Raw genomic sequence first — 23386 nt, forward strand, 5'->3', positions numbered from 1 at the left:
CGCACATTGTCTCGCACCCACGGGTACGGAATCCAAGCGCCCAAACCGGGTATGGGCCCTCGAACCAATCCGCAACTCCTATTCGGGGGGTCACAGATGACCACGCAGGGTGTCGGGAAATCCGCCGGCGACGTCATGCATGAGGGCGCGCAGTGCATCGGCGAGCACGAGAGCCTGCGCCGGGCGTCCGAGATGATGCGCGACCTCGGCGTCGGCGCACTGCCGATCTGCGGCGCCGACGACCGTCTCAAGGGGATCATCACCGACCGCGACATCGTGATCAAATGCTGTGCCGAGGGCAAGGACCTCGAAGAATGCACGGCGGGCGAGCTGGCCGTCGGCCTGGTCTGGGTGGACGCCCAGACCAGCGTCGAGGAGGCGCTGCTCACGATGGAGCAGAACCAGATCAAGCGGCTGCCCGTGATCGAGAACGGCCGCATCGCCGGCATGATCAGCGAAGCCGATCTGGCCAAGGAACTGCCCGACAGCAAGCTCGCCGAGTTCGTCCACCGCGTGTACGCGCGGTCCTGACCGGCCTGATCGAGCTTGCGATCGAGCCTGCGATCGGGTCAGCGGCCGGTCCGGTACGCGATCACGCCAATGACGCCGATCGCTCCGGCGGCCACGGCGATCCACAGCAGGCCCATCGGCACGGTCACGCCGCCGTCCGCCGACTGACCCGACTCCGTCGCCGCCGCCGCGCGAGAGGGCGTCGGCCTTGCCGTACGCGCGGCGGAGGAGGCGGCGCGCGTGGCGGAGGGCGTGGCGGCGGGCGGACGCGCCTCCGGCGGCAGCGGCACCCGGTAGACCGGGCTGGAGACGCCCTCGGAACCGGTGAGCAGCGCGGTGCCGTCCCGCGTGTAGGTGATCGACTCAGCCTGCCTCAGCGGCGGCATGTCCAGGTGGGCGAGGAGCTTGCCGGGCGCACGATAGAGGGAGGCCGAGAAGTACGTGCGGATCACGAAGCTCGACCCGTCGGGGGCGTAGGCCGCGTCGGTGGCCATGAGGGGGGCCGGGCCGACGCGGCGCAGCACGTTCACCCGATCGGTGCGCAACTTGGCGGGGGCCGCGTAGACCGACCCGGCGAACTCCTTGCTCACGATGTAGAGGCGGCCGGTGCGCGGGTGCACCATCAGGCCCTCCGCGTCGCGGGAGTGGCCGTCCTCATATTGAAATCGGTACCGGGTCGCCTGGAGCGTCGCGTCCCGCATGGTCTGGGGCTCCATGACCTTGTAGACCGAGATGTCCGGCCAGGTGCCGAGGTTGTCCCCGGTGTCGCCGAACCACAGCACTCCCCGGCCCGTCTCGGGGTCGACCGTGGCCTCCATCGCCTCCCAGTCCCGTGCCTCGGCGCCGGCGAGCGTGAACGTCGCCCGGGTCCGCCCGTCCATGCCGACCGCGAAGAACCGCGGGCTGTCACCGCTGTCGTTGTGGGTGTAGACGATGCCCTTGTGGGTGGGCGAGACCGCGAGGCCGCTCGACTCGTCGATGCGCGGATCCTGGAAATTGAACAGCAGGCGCTCGCCGTCGTCCCCTGCCTGCGCCTGTTCCGTACGCGCCCCCGCATGGGCACTCGCCGGAGGCGACAGAGCCGGCGGTGCCATCACGACGAACGACACCGCGAGGAACGACACCGGGAGCGGCACCAGCCTCCGGTACACCGGCCCTCCGCGCCGGCCATTCCTCCGGCTCCGCCTTACCGATTCCGCCGCCGTGCTCCGCATGCCGCCATCATCCCCGATGGACCCCCGGGTGCCGCGATCAGCGATATCCGGTAACGACCCGTACCAGCCCAAGACCCTGGTACGCGAACGCTACGCAGCGCGATGGAAGGCGGCACCCTTCGGGCCACCGGGTGCTTTGGTCATACCGCCTGTACGCTCGTCGTCCCGTTGCCGAGAACCTGATCGAGATACGCCTGGATGTCGTCGGGGTCCGAGGTGGCGATGATCGCCGCGTCGATCTCGATGGCGGTCAAGACGACCAGGCCGTCGATGGGGTCTGGCTTCTTCTTCGGCGGGAGCCCCGCCCGCCCGATCAGTTCACCGACTCGCCGCCACTCGGTCTCCGTATAGCAGCACACCACGGCGCAGTCCTTGAGCGCGCGAGCCAGGTGCGCCGTCTTCGCTCCACCCCGCCATGCCTGGGCGATGACCGGGGCCGGCACGACAGGCCGCCCTGCCAGGCAGTATTCGGCGTGCCGCAGCCTGGCCCGCGCATCGCCTGGCGTGGCCAGAGCGATGAGCATGCCGGTGTCGTAGACGACATCTCCGAGTGACTCGGCGGCCGGGCACGTGGGACAGCCCCAATTCATGCAGCAGGCCGGTTCACGCGGCAGACCGGCGGGCACGGGCGGCCGTCGCCCGCGCGCGAGCCACGGCGATCTCCTGGCGGATACGCTCCGCCTCCTCTGGCGCCACGTCCTCCGCGACCGGCCACTCCACGCTCTCCGCTTCCGCCTCGGCGGCGGCGATCATGGCATCGATGTCGGCGAAAGCGGCCGTCACGCGTGCACGCCGCAAAGCCTCACTCAGGGCCGCTGAGACCATGAACGCGGACACGTCCTGCCCGCCCTCCGCCGCCGCGGCCCTGATCCGTTCGGCCTGGTCCGTAGTGAGACTGATAGAGATCCGCATCTTAGCCACGCAACCAGCGTAACACGGCGTAATACAAGGCGGAGCGATTTTGTCGGTGAACCGCTGAGTGAACAACCGCGCGTCCGGCTCGACTGGAGTCCACTCCAGGTTCTTATCGTGGACGGCATGGAGTACGGACAGCTTGGACGCACGGGACTCAAGGTCAGCAGGCTCTGCCTGGGCACGATGAACTTCGGCCCGCAGACGACGGAGGAAGACTCCCACGCGATCATGGATCGCGCCCACGAACTCGGGATCAGCTTCTTCGACACGGCCAATGTGTACGGCTGGAAGAAGGGTGAGGGGGTCACCGAGAACATCATCGGCCGCTGGTTCGCCAAGGGCGGCGGCCGGCGGGAGCGTACGGTCATCGCCACCAAGCTCTACGGCGACATGGGCGACTGGCCGAACGACGGCCGCCTGTCGGCGCTGAACATCAGGCGGGCGGCCGACGCCTCGCTCAGGCGTATGCAGACCGACCACATCGACGTCTACCAGGCCCACCACATCGACCGGGACACGCCGTTCGAGGAGTTCTGGGAGGCCATGGAGGTGCTGCGGCAGCAGGGCAAGATCCTGTACGTCGGCTCCTCCAACTTCGCCGGCTGGCACATCGCCAAGGCACAGGAGACCGCCCGCCGCCGTAACTTCCTCGGGTTGGTCAGCGAGCAGTCCCACTACAACCTGCTCGTCCGGGCCCCCGAACTGGAGGTCATCCCGGCGTGCGAGGACTACGGGCTCGGGTTGATCCCGTGGAGCCCGCTCGCCGGCGGCCTGCTCGCGGGCATCCTGCGGAAGATCGACAAGGGCCGGTCGGCCACGGACCACATGGTCGCCGAGCTGGACAAGCACCGGGACAAGATCGAGCGATATGAGGCGCTCTGCGATGAGATCGGCGAGGACCCGGCCAACGTGGCGCTGGCCTGGCTGCTGACCCGGCCGGCCGTCACCGCGCCCATCATCGGTCCCCGTACGATCGCCCAGCTCGATGGCACCGTACGCGCCCTGGAGGTCAGGCTGGACGACAAGGCGCTGGCCCGCATCGACGAAATCTTCCCCGGTTACCGGACCGCTCCGGAGGAGTACGCCTGGTGATCAACCCCTGAGCAGAGCGCCGACGACCACGATGAGCAAAAGCAGCACCAGCACCGCGGGCAGCACCCAATGTCGAGGTCGATCCACGTCTCTACCCTAATGGGTGGGTCTCCCGGCGCTCGTATCGCGCTGAAGGCCGAGCTCACCAGGGACCAAAGTCACCGGCCCACCATGCGTACGGCCTCGTGCCGTCAGTGGGCGCCCGCCCCGGGGACGCCTCATCACCTCCCCGGGGTGTGCAAACCTTCACGGATGACAGGCGTAGGGCTCGCGCGGGACAGATGTCACGCGGCGGCGGGTGGAACCGAGGACCACGCAACCTGGCTCGCCACGGACGTCGGCCGTCACTGGAGACCGTCAGGATCTGACGGGACGTGATGCCCGATGTCGACACCTGCCTCACCCCTGAGGAGGCGGACGTGGCTACCAACGTCTGCTTCGACTCCCTCGACGCGCTACGTCAATTCGTAGAAGATCGATTCCTGGGGAAAGAGGCTGTTCTGACCCTCGCCAGAGACGATCGGACCGCAGACCACTGGACTCGGGTCGAAGTCACCGAAAACTTGATCACAGCAGTCGAGGAGTTCCTCAACAGCATCATCAGAAGTGTCGACGAGGTGGCGGACACCGACCGGCGGGTCAGCGCCAAGCTAGCCGGGCTTGAGGCCGCGGCCTCTGAACTGGTCGACGCTTGGATATCCGTAACGGCATGGCCGCCGCTCAGGGCGCCAGGGGGTACGCCTCGAGGGGTTCGTAGCGTACGGACGAGCCGAGGTGGCTGCGGACCAGGTGTACAGCGTCGGCCCGCCACCGCAGGCCGCTGAACGAGCTCAGCGAGCCGACGAGATCACGCAGATCGCCGACAGCCACCGGCTTCGACTAGTTATGGCGGTCTATTCGCACTACTCCCTAGTCTGCGACGGGGCGCCACCTTGATGCCAGTCGGAGTGAACTAAGCCCCCCCGCCAGTCCAAGGGCCAGAGAAATCATCCCTGACACGATTACAATACTGAAGAGCCAGGCCCAGGAAAACTGCCCAGATCTGGAAAGACCGACAAAGAATAAGCCATGCCATGTCGCAACTCCTGCCCCGGTGACCACCGCGACCAGGCCCGGCACGGTAAGGTTCCACAACGCGATACCCATTAAGAACCGCCGCCCCTGAGTGAGAACCGCCACGGGGGATAGGGACCGGCTAAGTGCTATGAACTCGGCAGCGGCGCTCAACATCATCACCACTACGAGAATGGCCATCATAACCGATACGAGCAGAACCACCCATCTGGCCATCGCAACAAGGTTCTGATCACCCCAGGCCCATATCTCGCCCGGCCGTACCACCGTTGCCACGCCGAAGAATTGCGACGCCGCAGCCTTCACAGAAGGTGCCAGGTCCATGGTACCGATCGGCGACAGTAGCACCAGATCCAGATTCTGAATCTCCGGCCACCGATTGCGGACGTCGGTCAGGTGAACGCGAACACCGGTCTCTGCTCCGGTAACTTCCGTGAGCGACCGGGCGCGCAAATCCCCGCCGCCGAGGTCCACCGTCCGGGCGCATTCCAGGCCGATGGAAGTCAATTCCGCACAGCTTCCCCACAGTTCGCCCGGCTCGTCAGGGTTCCCTTGTGTGACAGCCAACCAATGAGTATCCCTGGGCAACCCATCGGCAAACGCAGCAACCGCATCAGGGGTCAGGTACGGCGAAGAGACAAAGAGCACGCTGTCCCTTATCTCACTCTGCTGGAGGCGGGACTGTGCTGCGGGCTCCTCAAGCCGGCTGGTCCATACCTGTGCTTGCACCAGCACACCTATACCGATGATCAAGGAAGCCGTGATCCGAATTATCACACCGGGCTTGGCAACCGCCCAGCGGCCACCAATTAACATCGCCACCCACCCAGCATGGCGGCCTCGTCTCGTCAGCCACTCGCCCAGTCGCTGAACCATAAGTGCCGCTGCAGACGGTAGAGCCGCCCACAGCAGTGCCGTACCGCCTAGATAAGCCGCAAAACCGCCCAGCCGTGGCATGTATGGAGTGGCGGCAATGGTCACTAGCCCTAACAAGCCGAAAAACAATCTCCATCGCGGGACTCGTCGGAGCGGAACCAGATACGCGTTCGCCCTTCCGAGCGCCGAGGTGCGGTGGAGCAGGACGACTGCCAGCAGTATCACGAGCACGGACACGGCAACGGCCGTCGGCACACCCCACACCCAAGACCGGACATCATCTGGGTTTACCACGAAACCAGTCGCTGGTAAACGGAGAGGAATGAAAGTCGATGCGATGAACGGAAGTGTGCCGACGATCGCACCAATAAAGGCAGGGGCAGCGGCCTCGCCAATATTCACCAGTGCTCGGTGTCGCCACGTAGCCCCGAGCACAGCTAACAACGCGATACGCCGGTCCCTAGCCGCCGACCCCAAACGCGCAGCTATCACGATCAGGACCATCGTGGCAAAGCCCAAAGTAGCGAGTAGCATGACCAGGAACTGACCGATCGGGGCAGCATCCCGAGAATCACCTAGGGGTAGGGAATCCGCACCGAAACGCCTGATGCCGAACCACCCGCCTTCTCGAGTAGCCTCAACGTTGGGCCTTACGTAAGCAAATCTCTCGTTCGGATAAGCAAGTCCTTCACTGCCAATGTGGCCAACAACCCGCCCATAGCGTGAGCCGATCTCCTCCGCTACGCCGACTCGCGCCAATTCGGGTGACAAGAACACCTCGCCCGGGCCTGGCCATCGTGGCAGGCCGGGTGGCGGCTTGATCGCGCTTGAAAGCGGCACGACATAGACCACAGCGTGCGATACTCCGCCAATGGAGTCGTTTACCTCTTTGACCATCGCCGCCGGGTGGCGATGGGACAGTGCCCATCCACGAGCGAAATCACGCTGAGCCCGTCCGTCGTAGGTGGCTACTGCGGCAATAACGGAGAGGAATGTCGCGGTCAGTGCCGCCGCAGCCATCATGAGGCCTGCGAACCGTATCTTGCTGCCGTGAGTCCCCGACCCAGCGGAAAACCCGACGCGCAACAAATGGTACCTCAGCGCTGCGCGCGTCATGCTGCAGCCTCCAGCAGACGGTCCTGCCGCAGGCGGAACGTCCGATCGGCTCGTCGTGCTACGGCATCGTCGTGCGTCACCACCAGGAGAGCACAACTGTGCTTGCCGGGCAGACCGAAGAGAAGATCGGCGACGGATTCACGGCTTTCATAGTCGAGCGCCCCGGTCGGCTCGTCAGCCAACAACAAAGCAGGATTTGTGATCAGGGCTCTCGCCACAGCTGTCCGCTGCCGCTCTCCGCCTGACAGCATGCCCGCCGGAGTGGCCGTCGATGGCACACCCAGCTCACGAAGAAGGCCTTCCGCATGCTCATAGGCAGCATTTCGCCGCTGCCCGGCCAGCAGAGCCGCGATGGCGACGTTGTCGATCGCCGATAGTTCGGAGAGCAACTCCCCGAACTGGAAGACCATCCCGACGTGTTGCTGACGGACCGCGGCAAGCCGACGTGCCGACAAGGATGAGAGATTGTGGCCACATACTTCGACTCTGCCGGTGGCGGGCCGGGTCAGACCCATGATGCAGTTCAGAAGTGTCGTCTTTCCGCTACCACTAGGCCCTTGTAGGGCAACCGACTCGCCCGAACGGATCGCCAAATCAAGGTTGTCAAAGAGTGGAGAATCAGAGACTGCGTAGCTCATCTCAGCGATCTTCAGTACGATTGAGCTACGGAGAGGGGACATTATGGAGTACACCTTCCAGATGAGGAAGTGGGGCCGAAGAATTTCAGCCCCACTTCCTTTCCCAGCTCGGTCGATTAACGGTTACCCGTGATTGCCCGTCACCCAGCCGCTGCAGCGGTCGGGAAGGGCAATGACAGTGACGCAAGCGCGAAGGTCGATTACCGTGGTCCCCGTCCCTGACTGCACAGTCGTGCCCGCCGCCTTGTTGTTGAGAACACGCACGGTGCTGACTGCGGCGCTACGGTAGTACTGCGCGTACACCGCGTCGGGGTTGGTTTGTCAACTGTTGTTGGTGAGCTTGACCACTCCATTGGCAGCGGTCCAGGCGTAGGCCGAATCCTTCTGCGCGGTCAGCGCAAGCGCTGCCAGCGACGGCGTCAGCGCGCCCACCGCCAACATGCTGCCAGCCAGAACGGCCGCACCACGGATCAGGCGGGATCCCATTTTGTGCTCCACCGATGTATCTTTTCGGTTGTGTCAACGCCGCGCTGCGGGTCGGCCGTGGAAATCTGACCCGCAGCGTCGACACCAAGATTGTATCGATTACACATAAAGAGTCAATTCCTCACAGGATGGAAATGGTCCTACATATGCCACAGCCCTCAACAGGGCCGTCACAGGGCCGTTGACCGGGACCACTGCGTCCTCGATTCGTGCGACGGAGTAGCTGAAGGCCGTGGTCGGGATGTGCTCGGCGGCGGTCGGTGGCCGTTGCGATTTCGTCCCAGCCGATCAGGCGGGGCAGGCCGATCGCATGGTTGCGGAGAGTCACCTCACCCATGGCGAGGGACCGGCCCGGACTATTTGAGTGGTCCTCGCGGCAGATGGCGTCGCGGACGTTTCGAGGCTTCTGCGAGCCGTTCACGGCGACCCTTGAGGGTCATTCCCCTAGCGGGTACGCCTCGAGGGGTTCGTAGCGTACGGACGAGCCGAGGTGGCTGCGGACCAGGTGTACGGCGTCGGCCCGCCACCGCAGGCCGCTGAACGAGCTCAGCGAGCCGACCAGGTCCCGCAGGTCGTCGCCGTAGCGCGAGCGGGCCAAGGTCAGATGGGGATGGAACCGCTTCCGGTCGGTCTCCTTGGCCCCCGCCCGCCGCGCGCCGGCGGCGACCGAGTCGGCCAGCCTCGGCAGCGGCGGCACGGCGTCGAGGCCGAGCCAGAAGACCCGCCCACGTGAAGCCGACGGGAACGCTCCCGCCCCGGTGAAGGACAGCGTGACCGGCCGGTATCGGGCGGCCGCCCGGGCCAGCCGTACGCTCAACTCGGGCAGCGCCTGATCGGGCACCTCGCCGAGGAAGGCGAGCGTCACATGCCACAGCGTCGAATCGATCCAGCGTAGCTCGGGCCAGCCGGCGCGGACGGGCTCGACCGCCGTGGCGACCTCCGCCAGAGCCTCAGGCGGAGGCAGCAGCGCCACGAACAATCTGCTCACCCGGCGATTGTCCCCCCACCCGGTCACGCGATGCCCCCTCGCGTGTGACGGCACGCGAAGCGATCGCCCGGGTCAGCAGTACGGCCAGGCCGACACCGACGACGGTCAGCACCCCGGCGGTCGCCACGGCCACCCGGGGACCGGCCAGCTCGGCCAGCCAGCCCACCAGCGGCGCCCCGATCGGCGCTCCCCCGGTCACCACCAGCACGTACATCCCCATGACCCGGCCGCGCATCTCTGGCGAGGAGCCGAGCTGTACGAACGTGTTCGCCGTCGTGTTCACCGTGATCACGGCCATCCCTGCAGGGACGAGCAGCAGCAGGTACGCCCAGTAGGCGGGGGCGAATCCGGCGGCGATCTGGAACACGCCGAAGCACAGTGCGCCCGCGATCAGAAACCGCCGGCTGGGCTTGACCCGCTTGGCCGCCAGCAGCGCGCCGCCGAACGCCCCCACGGCGAACGCGCTGGACGCGATGCCGAACGAGGAGGCCCCGGCGCCGAAGACCTGCCTGGCCATCAGCGCTATGCCGGTGGACAGGCTCTGGGTGAATATCGCCGCGAACGCGACGATCAGCAGCGGCAGCAGCAACTCGGGCCGACCGGCGGCGTACCGCAGGCCCTCCCTGAGCTGGCCCTTGGCCCGTGGGACGGGCTCGGGGGTGTGCAGCTCCGACGGCCGCATCAGTAGCAGCCCGGCGATCACCGCCAGGAACGAGGCGGCGTTCAGCAGGAAGATCTGCCCGGTGCCCGTCCAGGACATCAGGACACCCGCCACGGCCGGACCAACGATCCTGGCGAGGTTGAACGACGAGCTGTTCAGCGCGATGGCGTTCGGCAGGTCGCGGCGGCCCACTATCTCCACGACGAACGACTGCCGGGTCGGCACCTCGACGCAGGCGACCAGGCCCAGCAGGAACGCCATGACGTAGACATGCCACACCTGCGCCGTGCCGGTCACCACGAGGACGCCCATCATCAGCGCGAGCAGGCCGAGCAGGGACTGGGCCACGACGAGCACGCGGCGCTTGGGATAGCGGTCGGCGACGATGCCGCCCCACAGCCCGAAGAGCAGCACGGGGAGGAACTGCAGCGCCACCGTCACGCCGAGGGCCGAGCCGCTGCCGCGGGTGAGATCGAGGATGAGCCAGTCCTGTGCGGTCCGCTGCATCCAGGTGCCGGTGTTGGAGACGACGCCGCCGACGGCGAACAGCCGGTAGTTGTGGTTCCGCAGCGAGCGGAACATCCCCCCTACCTCCCGGCCCCCTACATCTTGGAGAGCTTCTCCAGGATCGGCGCCGCCGCCCGTAGTGTCGTCCTCTCCTCCGGCGTCAGCTCCCTGATCCGCTGCGCCAGCCACGCCTCCTTGGCGCGGCGCTCCTCCTTGAGCAGCACCGCCCCCTGGTCCGTCAGGCTGACCGTCACCTGGCGCCGGTCGGTCGGATGCGGCCTGCGCTCCAGCACGCCCCGCTCCACCAGCTTGGCGATCACGCGGGTCATCGAAGGCGGCTGCACCTTCTCGTGCTCCGCCAACTCGCCAGGGGTGATGGCGCCGTGGCGCCCGACCGCGGACAGCGTCGCGAACTGGGTGGGCGTCAGCGAGTGGTGGGCGGCCTGCCTGCGCAGCCGCCGCGTCAGTCGCGCGAGTGACACGCGCAGCGCCGCGGCGAGCCCCGCATCGCTGCGCAGATTCTCTGGGTTCGTTAGCATAGGTCATTACCTTTGCTAACTATACCGCACACGCGGGCATTCCCCCGACCCACCGACCTCGTCGACCAACATGGAACGGCCGCCATGGTGATCACCTCACCATGGCGGCCGCGCCGTACGCCCTCGGGCTCCCGTCAGCCGACGCCGAGCAGGCTCTTGATCGGCTCCAGCGTGAAGTAGACGACGAACAGCACGCCCACGATCCACATCAGCGGGTGGATCTCCCGGATCTTGCCTCGGAAGGCCTTGATCGCGATGAAGCTGACGAAGCCGGCGCCGATGCCCGCGGTGATCGAGTAGGTGAACGGCATCAGCACGATCGTGAGGAACGCCGGGATCGCGATCTCGAAGTCGCTGAAGTCGATCTCCTTGATCTGGGTCATCATGAGGAAGCCCACGATCACGAGCGCCGGAGTCGCCGCCTCGAACGGCACGATCTCGGTCAGCGGCGCGAAGAACATCGCCAGCAGGAACAGCAGGCCGGTGACCACGCTGGCCAGTCCGGTCCTGGCGCCCTCGCCGACGCCGGCGGCCGACTCGACGTACGTGGTGTTCGACGACACGCTCGCCGCGCCGCCCGCCGCGGCGGCGAGCGAGTCCACCAGCAGGATCTCGCGGGTGCGCTCGACGGTGCCGTCCGGGCCGACCAGGCCGGCCTGGCGTCCGACGCCGACGATCGTGCCCATCGTGTCGAAGAAGTCGGCGAGCATGAGCGTGAAGACGAACATCACGGCGGCGAGTCCGCCGATCTGGGCGAAACCTCCGAGCAGGTCGAACCGCCCGAGCAGCGACAGGTCCGGCAACTCGAACACCTTCGACGGCCACGTCGGGACGATCAGCGACCACGCGTCGGGGTTCGCGGGCTTGCCCTCGGCGACCTGCGGGCCCAGCTTGGCGATGGCCTCCACGACGATCGCGAGCACGGTCGTGCCGACGATGCCGAGCAGGATCGCGCCCTTGACCTTGCGGGCGACCATGAACGCCATGATGAGCAGGCCGATCACGAAGACGAAGGTCGGCCATCCGGTCAGCGACCCGGTGCCGGCCACCCCCAGCTTGACCGGGACCGTAGTGTTGCTCGCATCCGGAATGCGCCGTACGAACCCGGCGTCGACGAACCCGATCAGCGCGATGAACAGGCCGATGCCGACGCTGATCGCGGTCTTGAGCTGGGCCGGGATCGCGTGGAAGACGGCCGTGCGGAAGCCCGTCACCACGAGGATCGCGATGACGATGCCCTCCAGCACGACCAGGCCCATCGCGCTTTCCCACGACATCTGGGTCGCGATGCCGAACGCCACGAACGCGTTCAGGCCGAGCCCGGCCGCCAGCGCGAACGGCACCCGGCCGAACACGCCCATCGCGATCGTCAGAATGCCCGCCACGAACGCCGTGGCGGCCGCCACCAGGGGCAGGTTGGGGGCTTCGCCGCCCCCGAGGAACTGGCCGGTCTTGTCCGCGGCCGTACCGATGATGATCGGGTTGAGCACGACGATGTAGGCCATCGTGAAGAACGTGGCGAAGCCGCCGCGGACCTCCTGGCCGATGGTCGAACCACGCGCCGATATGAAGAAGAAACGATCAAGGGGATTGAGGGGTTTGGTCACGGTCTCACTCACTAGCCGCAGCGGGTCAGGCGGATACCACCTGCGAAAAGGGGCAGGAAAGCAGCGTAGTGGCACCGTGACCGATTTGTCGCAGCAGGGCATGACCTGTGAACCGCCGCGTAAACTGCTTCACGTGACCCAGCCACGTCGGCCTGACCCCCAGCCGCTGCAGACCCGCGACACTCCCACGATTCTTGTGGGCACGGGGCTGTGGGCCGTCGCCCTCGTGGTGGTTCTGCTGGTCGTCCGGCCGGCGGACGGCCGCCCGATCTGGACCTGCGTCGTCGGCATCGGGCTGGGCGTGTTCGGCCTCCTCTACGTCCGCCGCCGTGACTCCCGCCGACGCGACCAGTCAGAGTGAAGTGACCGGATCAAGGTCGGCCTCGGCGAGCAGCAGCGGCACCCGGCCGGGATCGCGCAGGAGCGCGGCCACGGCCAGTCGGTCGCCCCACTGTCCGGACGCCCACGCGAGCCCGCGGGCCAGGCCCTCGACCCCCGAAGCGTGGACCTTGCCCTCGAAGAACCGCCACGGCACCGGAACCCCGTCGACCAGCAGGTTCTCGTGCTCGACGTAGGTCGGCGGGGCCGACGGAAGCAGCGAGCGCACCTCCTCCGGGACTGGTCGCTCGCCTCCGGATGAGGTGACAGAACCGGTGACGATCTCGCCGACCAGCGGCAGGTCGAGCACCTCGGACAGCGCCTCGGCCAGGTCGAACGGCGCGAGCACCAGCGGCCGGTCGGCTACCAGCGGCAGCAGGTCGGGGGCCTCCACGACGACCGGGCCCGGCCCTTCCCCGACCTCCGCCACGACGATCGAGCCCTTCTGTACGGCTCGGACCGCATCCGGCGGGCCGACCCCGGCCGGGTCGACGGCGGCGAGTGCGATCCACAGGGCGCGCAACTGCGCCCGGTCGACCTCGACGGCCGGATCGGCCAGCAGGTCGAGCAGCTCGTCCGGCCCACCGTGCGACGACAGCAAGGCGTCGAGCGTCGACCTGACGCCGATCAACTCCAGCGCGGCCTCGTCGATCCCCGCGGGGGCGTCGCCGTACAGGCCGAACAGCAGCGGGTCGCCCGAGGGGAGCCGCAGCGAGGTGGGACGCCTGCCGCCGAGCACGGGATGGCGAGACAGCCACCACGCCGTGTACGACGGGACCTCCACGGTCTGCCCGGCGGCGACCACCCGCAGCGGGCGCAGGGCGGCACGCAGCGGCGGCCTCGACAGCAGCGCCAGCGCGGCCGGCCAGTCCGCGACGTACTCCAGGTCGCGGACAGCGGTGAACTCCGGCGCGACCGGCGGCACGTCGAGATCGGGAAGCTGGTCGTGCACGAGATCGAGGACCGCCTCCAGCCACTCGTCCTCGAGATCGAGATCGTGATCGCAGTCGGCCGGGTCGAGCAGCACGTCGGCGTCGTTGACGACGGCGAACCCGTCGAGCACGCCCGCGGCCGCCAGCACGTTCGGCCCGAACCTCGTCACCAGTTCCGGCGCGGCCACGCCGAACGGCACGTCGGGATCGATCAGGCCCGCCAGCGACCCCTCGGCCAGCAGCAGGTCGCCCGCCGCGTAGAGTTCGCCGTCCGCGCCGCGCAGCGCGAGGTCGGCCAGCCATGGCGCCTCCCCCGCGGTCAGCCCGGCGGCCTCGACCAGGGCCAGCACGGCCTGCGCCACCGGCTCGGGATCGGCGCTGTGCAGCGACTCGGCCACCGCGGCGTGGGTGAGCGGGTCGTCGAGCACGGTCCTCGGCGTCGCCTCGGCCGCGCCCAGGCGCAGCAGCAGCGGATGAGCGGCGTCGGGGTGCACGATCCGCAGCCCGAGCGGCGCGAGCGCGGCAGGGTCGATCGCCGTGTCGATCGCAGTGCCGATCACAGTGCCGATCACAGTTGAGTCGACAGCGCCGGACAAGATGAGCGTGCCGCGCGCGCCTCGCACCAGGCGGCCGTCGGCGAGCGGCACCGCGACCGCGGCGATCGCCTCCAGGTCGTCGGCCGGCAGCGACTCGTACAGCGACCGCCACCACGCCGGATCCCGATCCTCAACGGCATCGCCGGTCAGCATGTCCACCACGTCGGCGAGCTCCACCCGCCGGACGCCGAGCGTGGTCAGCGCCGGATGGCGGGACGCCCACCCGGCGGGCAGCAGCCCGGGGACGACACCGCTGATCTTCTCCAGGAACTCGGCCGAGCCGAGGACCGCACGCGCCTGGTTTCCCGGCACGGGATCGGCCGCACCGATGGCGGGCAGCAGCGGCGTGTCCGGCAGCAGCCGGATGATCTCGCGGCGGATCGCCGCGTCGAGCGCCCCCTTGCCCATCATTCCGGGCACGAGGTCGAGCAGCTCAGGTGTCCTCGGCAGCTCGCCCAGCAGCCGGATGTACGCCTCGGCCGCCCGCTGGACCAGGAAGTCCGTGAGCGGTCCCGGGGCGACGTGCCGTCGGTCGGTCGTCATCGGGAACGTGGCGATGAGCAGCGCGGGCAGGTCGAGCGGCTCGTCGCTCGGCGTCGGCGCGTGCACGACGCGCGGGACGTCACGAACGTCACCGCCGCGCGCCTCGCCGGGCTGCTGCCGTACGGCCCAGCGGACCTCCCAGTACGGCCGGGCCCGCTCCTCGGTGGGACGGTCGGCGAACAGCTCGGCCACCTGCTCGGGCATGAAGACGCCGGACTCGGCGACCACGTGCCGGCCTTCGGCCGAGATCGTACGGCTCCGGCCCTCGACCTCGATCTCGATGACCTTCAACGCCGGCATCGCCAGCGGCAGCGCCGGGCCGGCCTCCTCCAGCATCTGCCGTACGGCCTGCTCGGCCGCCTCGTCGCGCAGCGGGAGCCGTACGACCGTGTCGAAGCCGTCGGGGACTCCGCCGGCCAGACCCTCGATCGATTCATCGGAGAACGGCAGGCGCAGCAGCGGCACGTGCCCCTCGCGGCCGGCCAGCTCCGCGGCCAGTTCGGGGCGGGCGGCGACGAGCGCGGCCGTCTCGTCCCGGGACCAGCGCACGCCACCCGACTCACGGGAGGCGATGGCGGGGGCGTCGGTGACCGACACCACCGCGGCGAAACCGACGCCGAACCGGCCGGCGGTCCCGGCCTCGTCCCGCTTCCCGGAGACCCGCAGCGTGCTCAGGCCCTCGACGCCCGCCGCGTCGAGCGGCGCGCCGACGTTGGCGGCCAGCAGCACGCCGTCGCGTAGCTCCAGCCGCAGACGGCCGGGCACACCGGCGCGCAACGCCGCGTCGGCGGCGTTCTGGGCCAGCTCCACGACCAGCCGGTCGCGGTAACCGCCGAGCGCGAAGTCCTCCTCGGCGTTGGCGTCCTCACGGAACCGGGCCGGGGAGGCCGTCCATGCCGCGAGGACCGTCTCACGCAGGCGCGCGCAATCGAACATGATCAGGACTGGTCCATCAGGTCGTAGCCCATGTCGTCGAGGATCGGGGGCGCGGGTTCCGTGACCATCGAGGGGACCGTGGTCGCCTCGGAGTGGGCGCCGCAGCCGTGGTCGACGGCGACGACCCGGCCGTCGTCCGGGGCGTACTCGTTGGTGCACACGCCGAAGGCGTGGCCGAGGGCGCCGGCGAGCGGCCAGTAGAACCCGCAGGTGGAGCACTGCGCGGGAGCGGCGTGCGCGATCGGCGCGTCCGGTCCCGGCTCCCCCGCGCGCCAGCGGTGTGCGGCGAGGTCGCGGCCGACGGGCGACAGCACGCGGGCCCGGCCGATACCGGGCTCGAACACCGCCTGGCGGTCGGTCTCGTCGTCGGTCGCCGTGTACCCCGGGACCAGCCGATCGTCGTCCGCCTCGACAGGCAGCAGATCGCCCACGCCTAGGTCACCCGGGCGCAGCCGTTCGTTCCACGGCACCCAGCGCGGGGCCAGCAGCGCGCCGGCCCCGGGCAGCAGCACGGTCTCACTCACGGTCACGTTACGGGCACGCGAGGCGCGGGCCACGGTGATCGCCCAACGCCACCCCTGGTAGGCCCGGTCCAGGCATTCGAAGTAATGGGTCACGACCCGGTCGCCCTCGTTGTCGAAGCCCAGGTGCTCCCCCACCTCGCCGGGGCGCGCGATCACCTCGGCGGCCTCACGGGCGAGATCTACCGCCGCCGCACAGGCCGCATCGACTGGAGTGCTACGGATTCGGGTTCGACTCACACTCCATTTTCACCCACGCCGAGACCAAACTTCCCCTCGACTCCCAGAAAGGCCGGAGGCTCGGGCTCGGGCTCAGGCGTCCAGGTCGTCGGCGACGGCCCGCAGCACGGTGGCGACCTTCTTGGCGTGGACCGCGTCCGGATGCTTGCCCCGCTGATAGGAGTTGGAGATGTCGTCGAGCAACTTGATCAGATCCTCGACGATGACGACCAACTCGTCCGGCTTCTTCCGCTTGGCCTTGCTTCTCGGGGGCCTGGCCAAGGTAGGCGGCTGTTCGACCAGCCTGACCGAAAGCGCCTGCTGACCTCGGCGGCTCTCGGCCACACCGAACTCGACCTTCTGCCCGGGCTTCAACGCTTCCACGCCCTTGGGCAGCGCGGAGGAATGCACGAAGACCTCGCCGCCGTCATCGCGCGTGAGAAAACCGAAACCCTTGTCGGCGTCGTACCACTTGACCTTGCCACTCGGCACAGAGCTGACCTCGTTCAGACTGTCGTGAAGGTGATGGATGTAGGTTATGCCCACAAGGGGCCCTCGTGGACCCATCTACCGGACGGGAATCAGAAGCCTCGCCCAGAAGACCGGCCATACGATTAAAAGGATGAAGGGCGAGGGGTTCACCGAGTGGCTGCGCGGCCGCTCCGACGAGCAGCTCAGGGCGCTCGTGACGGCACGGCCGGAACTCGTCACGCCCGTTCCCGCCAACATCGAGAGCCTCGCCGCCCGCGCGAGCAGCCCCTCCGCCCTCAGCCGGGCGCTCGACCGGCTCGACCGGTTCGCACTGTCCGTGCTCGAAACCCTCGTGGTCGCGCGGCCGTGCCCCGCCGACCACGGCTCCCTGCGCGCGCTGCTGGCCCGGGCCTCGTACGGCACGGCCGGTGAGGGTGGGGATCCCGCACTCAACGGAACGACGCTGGAAGCGGCACTCGAAGCCGCACTCGAAGCGGCACTCGAACGGCTTCGGGAAAGCGCCCTGATCTACGACGTCCCGATTCGCAACGCCGAACTCCGAGACAACGCCGAGCCCCGAGACAACACCGAGCCCCGAGACTCCGACGCGGACTCGGTCGTTCCGCTGCCGGCGCCGGGAGTTCCGGAGGCTCTCGACCCTCCGGCCGGGCTCGGGCCACCCGCCGCGGAGGTCTTCCGCCATCACCCGCCCGAGCAGATCGAGGCCATGCTCGCCGGAATGTCCCCCGCAATACCACCCGAAACGCCACCGGGAATGCCACCCGGAACACCGGCCGGAACGGGCGTCGACCACAACAGACCGCAGCGGACCGGCGGCACTTCGCTGGAACGGCTGACCGCCCGGCTGTCCGATCCCGCGACGGTCGCCCACCTCGTCGAAGAGGTGCCGCCCCAGGCCCGCGCCGCGCTCAAGGGTCTCATCTGGGGTCCGGCGAACGGGCAGCTGCCCAACGCCCGGCGCGAGGTGACCGTCGCCACCGCCCGGTCGCCCATCGATCAGCTCCTCGCCCGGGGCCTGCTCGGCGCGACCGGGGAGGAGACCGTAACACTTCCCCGCGAGGTCGCCCTGGTCCTGCGGGGCGGCCGCATCCACCATGATCTGTCCCCCTGCCCGCCCGAGCCGGCCGGTGCCGTACGCGACCGGGGCCGCGCCGACCGTACGGCCGCCGGGCAGGCGTTCACGTTCACCCGTACCGTCGAGGAACTGTGCGAGTGGTGGAGCACCGACCCGCCCGGGGTCCTGCGGGCCGGCGGCCTGGCCGTACGGGATCTGAAGCGCGTCACACAGGTCCTCGACGTGCCCGAGTGGGTCGCCGGCCTGGTGGTGGAGGTCGCGCACGCGGCGGGGCTGGTCGCGGCCGGAGACGGGGAGTGGCTGCCGACCGACGTCTACGACTCGTGGCGGGTCAGGGTCACCGAGAACCGGTGGGTCGAGCTGGCGGCCGCCTGGGCGGGCATGGACCGCGTGCCCGGCCTGATCGGCGAGCGCGACGAGCGCGACCGGCCGCTGAACGCCCTGCATCCGGACCTGCGCCGGGCGGGCGCCGCGCGGGTGCGTGCGCGGGTGCTCGGCGTGCTCGCGTCGGCGGCCGGCGTCGCGCCCACCGTCGAGTCCGTGCTGGCCGGGCTGGCGTGGGAACGGCCGCGCCAGCGGGTGGCCGACCTCGACCGGGTCGTCGAGTTCACGCTGCGCGAGGCCGAGCAACTCGGGATGACCGGGCTCGGCGCGCTGTCGGCGCACGGTGCGGCTCTGGAAGCCGCGCTGGGTGCCGGGCCGGGTGCCGACCGTCGTCGTGCGGCGGCCGAATCGCTCGCGCCGCTGCTGCCCCAGCCGGTGGACCACGTGCTGCTGCAGGCCGATCTCACGGCCGTGGCGCCGGGACCGCTCACCACCGACCTCCAGCGCGGGCTCGCGCTCATGGCCGACGTGGAGTCGAAGGGAGGCGCGACCGTCTACCGGTTTCGCGAGGCGTCGATCAGGCGGGCACTCGACGCCGGGCAGTCGGCGGACGAACTGATCGCCATGCTCGAACGGCACTCGGCCACGCCGGTCCCCCAGCCGCTGCGCTACCTGGTGACCGACGTGGCTCGGCGGCACGGACGCATCCGGGTCGGCACCGCCTCCGCCTACGTCCGCTGTGATGATCCGGCGATCCTCGATGAGGTGCTCGCCGACCGGCGGGCCGCACTGCTGCGGCTGCGGCGGCTCGCACCGACCGTGCTGGCGTCCAGGACGTCGCGGGCCGCGCTGGTCGACTCGCTGCGCGCGATGGGCTACGCGCCGATGGCCGAGTCGAGCGACGGCGACGTCCTGGTGACGAGGGCCGATGCCAGGCGGACCGAGGGCCCGCCGATCACCCGGGCCCCGGCCCCGGTACGGCCGGAGGCCGACATGGTGGCCGCCGCCGTCCGGGCCGTACGGGCCGGTGATGAGGCGCGCCTGGCGCATCGGCACCCCGAGCGGGCCCCCGAGGGCGAGGTGCCGCGGTCTCCGTCGAGCGCCACGATCGAGGCGCTCCGGGAGGCGATCAGGCAGGGTTCGCGGGTCAGGATCGGCTACCTCGACTCACAGGGGCATGCCATCAGCCGCATCCTCGAACCGGCCAGGGTGGAGGGCGGCTACCTCACCGCCTATGACGAGGCCCGAGCCACCATCCACCGCTTCGCCCTCCATCGGATCACCGGCATCTCCGGCCCCGGCCGAGATTCCCCGAGCCGGGACTGATTCGGCCCGGTCTCGTGTTGGATAGGCGTCAGCCGTACGAGGGGGGAGTGGGCATCGACATGACCGGGATGAACGGGCCGCTGATCGTCCAGTCGGACAAGACGCTGCTGCTCGAAGTCGATCACGAGCTGGCCGACGCGTGCCGCAAGGCGATCGCGCCGTTCGCCGAGTTGGAGCGCGCCCCCGAGCATGTCCACACCTACCGGGTGACCCCGCTTGCGCTGTGGAACGCCAGGGCCGCGGGGCACGACGCCGAGCAGGTCGTCGACGCGCTGATCACCTACAGCCGCTATCCGGTGCCGCACGCGATGCTGGTCGACGTCGCCGAGACGATGGCCAGGTACGGCCGGCTGCGGTTGGAGAAGCATCCGACCCAGGGGTTGGCCCTCACCGCCACCGACCGCGCCGTCCTGGAGGAGGTGCTGCGCTCCAAGAAGGTGCAGCCGCTGTTGGGTGAGCGGTTCAGCCCCGACGCGGTCGCCGTGCATCCCTCCGAGCGCGGCAACATCAAGCAACTGCTACTCAAGCTCGGCTGGCCGGCCGAGGACCTCGCCGGGTACGTGGACGGCGAGCATCACCCGATCGCGCTGCGCGAGGAGGGCTGGACGCTGCGGCCATACCAGAAGGAGGCCGCGGACGCGTTCTGGAACGGCGGATCGGGCGTGGTCGTGCTGCCCTGCGGCGCGGGCAAGACGATCGTCGGGGCCGCGGCGATGGCGCACGCGCAGGCCACCACGCTCATCCTGGTCACCAACACGGTCTCAGCCCACCAGTGGAAGCAGGAGCTGATCAAGCGCACCTCGCTGACCGAGGACGAGATCGGCGAGTACACCGGGACGAAGAAGGAGATCCGCCCGGTCACCATCGCCACCTATCAGGTGATGACGACGAGACGGCAGGGTGCGTACCGGCACCTGGAGTTGTTCGACGCCCGCGACTGGGGGCTGATCGTCTATGACGAGGTGCACCTCCTGCCCGCGCCGATCTTCCGGATGACGGCCGATCTCCAGGCGCGTCGCCGGGTCGGCCTGACCGCCACCCTGGTACGCGAGGACGGCCGCGAGGGCGACGTCTTCTCGCTCATCGGGCCGAAACGGTACGACGCGCCGTGGAAGGAGATGGAGAACCAGGGCTGGATCGCGCCGGCCGAGTGCGTCGAGGTGCGGGTGACGCTCAGCGACGAGGAACGGCTGGCTTACGCCATGACCGAGGCCGACGAGCGCTACCGCTTCTGCGCGACCACCCCGTCGAAGAACCGGGTGGCCGAGGCGCTGGTACGGCGGCACGCGGGCGAACAGGTCCTGGTCATCGGGCAGTACATCGACCAGCTCGACGAGTTGGGCGAGCACCTCGACGCGCCCGTGATCAAGGGAGAGACTCGGGTCCGGGAGCGGGAGCGCCTGTTCCAGGCGTTCCGCGACAAGGAGATCCAGGTCCTTGTGGTGTCGAAGGTGGCCAACTTCTCCATCGACCTGCCGGAGGCGGCCGTGGCCATCCAGGTCTCCGGCACCTTCGGCTCACGTCAGGAGGAGGCGCAGCGGCTCGGCCGCGTGCTGCGGCCGAAGGCCGACGGCGGCGGCGCGCGCTTCTACTCGATCGTCAGCCGTGACACCGTCGACCAGGACTTCGCCGCCCACCGGCAGCGCTTCCTCGCCGAGCAGGGCTACGCGTACCACATCATCGACGCCGACGACGTCGGTGAGGAGAACCCGTTCCCAAGGACTGAACACGAGTAGTTCATCTTCGGCCGCGTGCCCCGAACGGTGGTGGAAGCGCGCCGACCGCGACGTCATCGCTGTCGTCTCAACTCCGCGTTCTCCCTTTCCAGGTGTGCTACTCGCTGCTGGAGCGACTCCACAGCGGGCCGCAGTTCTTCCATGCTGTAGCGAGGAACAATGTGTTGCGGGCAGTTCCAGTCGTAGGCCTCGACCTTGATGAGGATGAGGCGTTCGACGATGGCCCGGTACTCACGAGGGCGCAGGCGCTCGGCGATGTCCGGATGCGGCTCGGAGGCGACGGGACGAGCCCACCCGGCAATCTTAAGTCTGGTCTGGGAGGGGTAGTCGATGAGCAGCAGTGACACTCGATTGTCCGCGTCCAGGTTACCCGTGGTGATGTACTGCCGGTTTCCGCGGAAGTCCGCGAAGCCCAGAGTGGAGTCGTCCAGAGCCTGGAGGAAGCCGACCGGACCTCCGCGGTGCTGGACGTAGGGCCAACCGGTGGAACCGGCACTGGCGATGAAGAAGGTGTCCACGCTGGAGACGAACATCATCTCCTCCGGCCCGAGGCGGTCCGCATCCTCGGCGCTGGCCGCCATACGTGCGTATGCGGTGCGACTGCCGTGCATCCGCTGGTGGCGCTGTACCTCCTCGGTGAACAGCAACTGCGCATAGCGGCTGGTCATGAGCGGCTCCTACCACCAGTAGGCGGGATAGCGGGCAGTCTTGCCCATGCGGCCGGCAGCGATGCCGACCGCGACGAGGACGAGCGTGGCCAGCGCCAGCAGGGCGAGGAAACTCATGGCAGGGGGTTCAGTGAGAACCGCGATGACCGCGGTGGCCGCAGCGGGGGAATGCGGAGCTCGCGCCAGGGCCATGGCCCCGATGGCAAGACCTCCGGCCACACCAGCCGACCACAGGGAGTTGCCGATGGCGGCCAGACAGATCAGGCCTACCGCACCGGAGATCAGCTGCCCGCCGATGACGCTACGAGGCTGGGCCAAGGGGAGTGTGGGAGCCGCGAAGACGAGAGCCGCGCTCGCGGCGAGGGGAGGGATCAGCACGGGCTGGTTCAGGATCTCGCCGATCACGACCAGGAGTGTCAGACCGACCACGCCGGCCGCCGTGGCGACGCCGATCGCCGCGGCCGGGTTCCTGGCGGGCGCCTTCCCGTGCAGTTGTACACGGACGCGGCTGGTCTTCGTGATGGAGGAAAGCTGCGTGTCGACCATGTGGATTCCTTACGGGAGTCTCGACAAGAGCTGAGGCGACCTAATGCATAAATGAAGATCTAAGCATTAGCTAGATATAGCAGGGTGTCGGCTGCCGGAGCAAGATATTCCTGTGGCGGCGGTCTCCTCCGGTGCCCGCCGCCGGAGGAGACTGTGGCGGGAGCGGGATCGAAACGCCAGGATGGAGTGATGAGCGAGTCGGCGGAGCAGCACCGAGCCTGCGGGACGATCGACGATCTTCCGCTGATCGGTGAGCCCCTTCCTCTAGAGTTGGTGAACACCACGTACGTCAAAGGTGGGATGCGGGGCTCGGTGGTCGACGCGCTGTGCGTCCCCGAGGATCTGGACAAGTGGTTTGCGCTACATCAGGACAACTTCGATGCTTCGCTGGGTGCCGCCCTGCGAGACGTGGCTCCCGCCAGCGGCGATCACCTGAGTCGGTTCCGTGTCCTGCGCCGGGCGCTGCGCGCCCTCGCAACCGCACGGACGGATGGCACGGCGCCAAGCGCTGCGGCGGTGGGGCTGGTCAACCGAACCGCCCAGTTGTCGGCACACTGGGATGAACTGGACCCGGCGGATCCATTCGTGGCGCTGCGCAGGTGGGGTGAGGCCGACCCCCGTCTTGTCGCGCTGGGTGTCGTCGCGCAGGAGGGTGTGCGGCTGCTCGCCGGAGCCTCGGCAGTCGGCCTGCGAGCTTGCTCGGCGCCGGGGTGCGTCCTCTTTTTCATCAAGAGTCATCCACGACGCGAATGGTGCACTGTGGGTTGTGGCAACCGCGTGCGGGTCGCCCGGTACAGCCGGAGGTTCGTCGGCGACCCGCCAGAGTGAGCGGGCGCCGCGGCTCGTGCCGCGGCGCCCGAGTGATTGATGC

General features: G+C 68.7%; 22 protein-coding genes. 6 read left to right on the top strand and 16 right to left on the bottom strand.

All coding sequences use genetic code 11. From position 1 onward, the window contains the following. Window positions 1-96 precede the first annotated feature (96 nt). Complete coding sequence (locus ACFHYQ_RS24415) at window positions 97-531, top strand: CBS domain-containing protein (RefSeq protein WP_394303461.1); 435 nt, start codon at window positions 97-99, stop codon at window positions 529-531. Between the two features lie 38 nt (window positions 532-569). On the opposite strand, the gene ACFHYQ_RS24420 is transcribed toward ACFHYQ_RS24415, so the two are convergent. The 3 genes from ACFHYQ_RS24420 to ACFHYQ_RS24430 form a co-directional block, all read right to left on the bottom strand. Next, entirely contained in the window at window positions 570-1661 is a 1092-nt protein-coding gene (locus ACFHYQ_RS24420; protein ID WP_394303462.1) for a YjiK family protein, read from the bottom strand. A gap of 203 nt (window positions 1662-1864) precedes the next feature. Next, window positions 1865-2248: a hypothetical protein gene (locus ACFHYQ_RS24425; protein ID WP_394303463.1), complete on the bottom strand. Its 384-nt coding sequence runs from the start codon at window positions 2246-2248 to the stop codon at window positions 1865-1867. A 79-nt stretch (window positions 2249-2327) separates the two neighbouring features. Next, the gene (locus ACFHYQ_RS24430) at window positions 2328-2645 is read right to left on the bottom strand and encodes a type II toxin -antitoxin system TacA 1-like antitoxin (RefSeq protein ID WP_394303464.1); all 318 of its coding nucleotides are present in this window, start codon (window positions 2643-2645) and stop codon (window positions 2328-2330) included. Window positions 2646-2762: 117 nt separating this feature from the next. Between ACFHYQ_RS24430 and ACFHYQ_RS24435 the strand changes: the two genes are divergently transcribed. Beyond that, a complete protein-coding gene (locus tag ACFHYQ_RS24435; RefSeq protein WP_394303465.1) occupies window positions 2763-3731 on the top strand; it encodes an aldo/keto reductase in 969 nt (322 codons plus the stop codon). A gap of 720 nt (window positions 3732-4451) precedes the next feature. Here ACFHYQ_RS24435 and ACFHYQ_RS24440 read toward each other — a convergent pair. From ACFHYQ_RS24440 to ACFHYQ_RS24475, 8 genes are all read right to left on the bottom strand, one after another. Further along, window positions 4452-4601, bottom strand: coding sequence for a hypothetical protein (locus ACFHYQ_RS24440; RefSeq protein ID WP_394303466.1), 150 nt, complete (start codon window positions 4599-4601; stop codon window positions 4452-4454). Window positions 4602-4640: 39 nt separating this feature from the next. Continuing rightward, complete coding sequence (locus ACFHYQ_RS24445) at window positions 4641-6797, bottom strand: ABC transporter permease family protein (protein WP_394303467.1); 2157 nt, start codon at window positions 6795-6797, stop codon at window positions 4641-4643. Continuing rightward, window positions 6794-7435, bottom strand: coding sequence for an ABC transporter ATP-binding protein (locus ACFHYQ_RS24450; protein WP_394303468.1), 642 nt, complete (start codon window positions 7433-7435; stop codon window positions 6794-6796). Before ACFHYQ_RS24450 ends, ACFHYQ_RS24445 begins: the two co-directional genes overlap by 4 nt. A gap of 321 nt (window positions 7436-7756) precedes the next feature. Then, on the bottom strand, window positions 7757-7921 hold the full coding sequence (locus tag ACFHYQ_RS24455) for a hypothetical protein (protein ID WP_394303469.1): 165 nt from the start codon (window positions 7919-7921) through the stop codon (window positions 7757-7759). Window positions 7922-8357: 436 nt separating this feature from the next. After that, window positions 8358-8909, bottom strand: a complete 552-nt coding sequence (gene thpR / locus ACFHYQ_RS24460; protein WP_394303470.1) for an RNA 2',3'-cyclic phosphodiesterase — start codon at window positions 8907-8909, stop codon at window positions 8358-8360. After that, a complete protein-coding gene (locus ACFHYQ_RS24465) occupies window positions 8872-10152 on the bottom strand; it encodes an MFS transporter (protein ID WP_394303471.1) in 1281 nt (426 codons plus the stop codon). Before ACFHYQ_RS24465 ends, thpR begins: the two co-directional genes overlap by 38 nt. A gap of 20 nt (window positions 10153-10172) precedes the next feature. Then, window positions 10173-10616, bottom strand: a complete 444-nt coding sequence (locus ACFHYQ_RS24470) for a MarR family winged helix-turn-helix transcriptional regulator (protein WP_394303472.1) — start codon at window positions 10614-10616, stop codon at window positions 10173-10175. 134 nt (window positions 10617-10750) lie between these two features. Continuing rightward, complete coding sequence (locus ACFHYQ_RS24475) at window positions 10751-12223, bottom strand: NCS2 family permease (protein ID WP_394303473.1); 1473 nt, start codon at window positions 12221-12223, stop codon at window positions 10751-10753. A gap of 133 nt (window positions 12224-12356) precedes the next feature. Here ACFHYQ_RS24475 and ACFHYQ_RS24480 point away from each other — a divergent pair, with 133 nt between their 5' ends. Further along, on the top strand, window positions 12357-12584 hold the full coding sequence (locus tag ACFHYQ_RS24480) for a DUF2530 domain-containing protein (protein ID WP_394303474.1): 228 nt from the start codon (window positions 12357-12359) through the stop codon (window positions 12582-12584). Here the strand turns inward: ACFHYQ_RS24480 and ACFHYQ_RS24485 are convergent. The 3 genes from ACFHYQ_RS24485 to ACFHYQ_RS24495 all read right to left on the bottom strand — a co-directional run bounded on the left by ACFHYQ_RS24485 (window position 12576) and on the right by ACFHYQ_RS24495 (window position 16840). Beyond that, window positions 12576-15608 (bottom strand): sacsin N-terminal ATP-binding-like domain-containing protein, encoded by a 3033-nt coding sequence (locus ACFHYQ_RS24485; RefSeq protein WP_394303475.1) that lies wholly within the window; start codon window positions 15606-15608, stop codon window positions 12576-12578. The two genes, ACFHYQ_RS24480 and ACFHYQ_RS24485, sit on opposite strands and share 9 nt — an antisense overlap. A gap of 2 nt (window positions 15609-15610) precedes the next feature. Then, a complete protein-coding gene (locus tag ACFHYQ_RS24490; RefSeq protein WP_394303476.1) occupies window positions 15611-16369 on the bottom strand; it encodes a DUF3027 domain-containing protein in 759 nt (252 codons plus the stop codon). Window positions 16370-16441: 72 nt separating this feature from the next. Then, complete coding sequence (locus tag ACFHYQ_RS24495; RefSeq protein ID WP_394303530.1) at window positions 16442-16840, bottom strand: cold-shock protein; 399 nt, start codon at window positions 16838-16840, stop codon at window positions 16442-16444. A 130-nt stretch (window positions 16841-16970) separates the two neighbouring features. On the opposite strand from ACFHYQ_RS24495, the gene ACFHYQ_RS24500 reads away from it, so the two are divergent. Together ACFHYQ_RS24500 and ACFHYQ_RS24505 are read left to right on the top strand one after the other, a co-directional pair. After that, a complete protein-coding gene (locus ACFHYQ_RS24500) occupies window positions 16971-19565 on the top strand; it encodes a helicase-associated domain-containing protein (protein ID WP_394303477.1) in 2595 nt (864 codons plus the stop codon). A gap of 59 nt (window positions 19566-19624) precedes the next feature. Further along, window positions 19625-21301 (top strand): DNA repair helicase XPB, encoded by a 1677-nt coding sequence (locus ACFHYQ_RS24505; protein WP_394303478.1) that lies wholly within the window; start codon window positions 19625-19627, stop codon window positions 21299-21301. Window positions 21302-21354: 53 nt separating this feature from the next. Here the strand turns inward: ACFHYQ_RS24505 and ACFHYQ_RS24510 are convergent, their stop codons facing one another. Continuing rightward, window positions 21355-21969, bottom strand: coding sequence for a pyridoxamine 5'-phosphate oxidase family protein (locus ACFHYQ_RS24510; RefSeq protein WP_394303479.1), 615 nt, complete (start codon window positions 21967-21969; stop codon window positions 21355-21357). Window positions 21970-21978: 9 nt separating this feature from the next. After that, the gene (locus tag ACFHYQ_RS24515) at window positions 21979-22515 is read right to left on the bottom strand and encodes an HPP family protein (RefSeq protein ID WP_394303480.1); all 537 of its coding nucleotides are present in this window, start codon (window positions 22513-22515) and stop codon (window positions 21979-21981) included. Between the two features lie 189 nt (window positions 22516-22704). On the opposite strand from ACFHYQ_RS24515, the gene ACFHYQ_RS24520 reads away from it, so the two are divergent. Beyond that, complete coding sequence (locus ACFHYQ_RS24520) at window positions 22705-23343, top strand: CGNR zinc finger domain-containing protein (RefSeq protein WP_394303481.1); 639 nt, start codon at window positions 22705-22707, stop codon at window positions 23341-23343. Window positions 23344-23386 lie beyond the last annotated feature (43 nt).

The sequence above is a fragment of the Sphaerimonospora cavernae genome (genome assembly GCF_042435035.1).
In the GTDB taxonomy this organism is placed as follows: Bacteria; Actinomycetota; Actinomycetes; order Streptosporangiales; family Streptosporangiaceae; genus Sphaerimonospora; species Sphaerimonospora cavernae.

Coding starts and splice junctions, on each gene's coding strand:
- ACFHYQ_RS24415 (WP_394303461.1), top strand. CDS start 97: ATGACCACGCAGGGTGTCGGGAAATCCGCCGGCGACGTCATGCATGAG.
- ACFHYQ_RS24425 (WP_394303463.1), bottom strand. CDS start 2,248: ATGCTCATCGCTCTGGCCACGCCAGGCGATGCGCGGGCCAGGCTGCGG.
- ACFHYQ_RS24435 (WP_394303465.1), top strand. CDS start 2,763: ATGGAGTACGGACAGCTTGGACGCACGGGACTCAAGGTCAGCAGGCTC.
- ACFHYQ_RS24445 (WP_394303467.1), bottom strand. CDS start 6,797: ATGACGCGCGCAGCGCTGAGGTACCATTTGTTGCGCGTCGGGTTTTCC.
- ACFHYQ_RS24450 (WP_394303468.1), bottom strand. CDS start 7,435: ATGAGCTACGCAGTCTCTGATTCTCCACTCTTTGACAACCTTGATTTG.
- ACFHYQ_RS24455 (WP_394303469.1), bottom strand. CDS start 7,921: ATGGGATCCCGCCTGATCCGTGGTGCGGCCGTTCTGGCTGGCAGCATG.
- ACFHYQ_RS24465 (WP_394303471.1), bottom strand. CDS start 10,152: ATGTTCCGCTCGCTGCGGAACCACAACTACCGGCTGTTCGCCGTCGGC.
- ACFHYQ_RS24470 (WP_394303472.1), bottom strand. CDS start 10,616: ATGCTAACGAACCCAGAGAATCTGCGCAGCGATGCGGGGCTCGCCGCG.
- ACFHYQ_RS24485 (WP_394303475.1), bottom strand. CDS start 15,608: ATGTTCGATTGCGCGCGCCTGCGTGAGACGGTCCTCGCGGCATGGACG.
- ACFHYQ_RS24500 (WP_394303477.1), top strand. CDS start 16,971: ATGAAGGGCGAGGGGTTCACCGAGTGGCTGCGCGGCCGCTCCGACGAG.
- ACFHYQ_RS24505 (WP_394303478.1), top strand. CDS start 19,625: ATGACCGGGATGAACGGGCCGCTGATCGTCCAGTCGGACAAGACGCTG.
- ACFHYQ_RS24510 (WP_394303479.1), bottom strand. CDS start 21,969: ATGACCAGCCGCTATGCGCAGTTGCTGTTCACCGAGGAGGTACAGCGC.
- ACFHYQ_RS24515 (WP_394303480.1), bottom strand. CDS start 22,515: ATGGTCGACACGCAGCTTTCCTCCATCACGAAGACCAGCCGCGTCCGT.
- ACFHYQ_RS24520 (WP_394303481.1), top strand. CDS start 22,705: ATGAGCGAGTCGGCGGAGCAGCACCGAGCCTGCGGGACGATCGACGAT.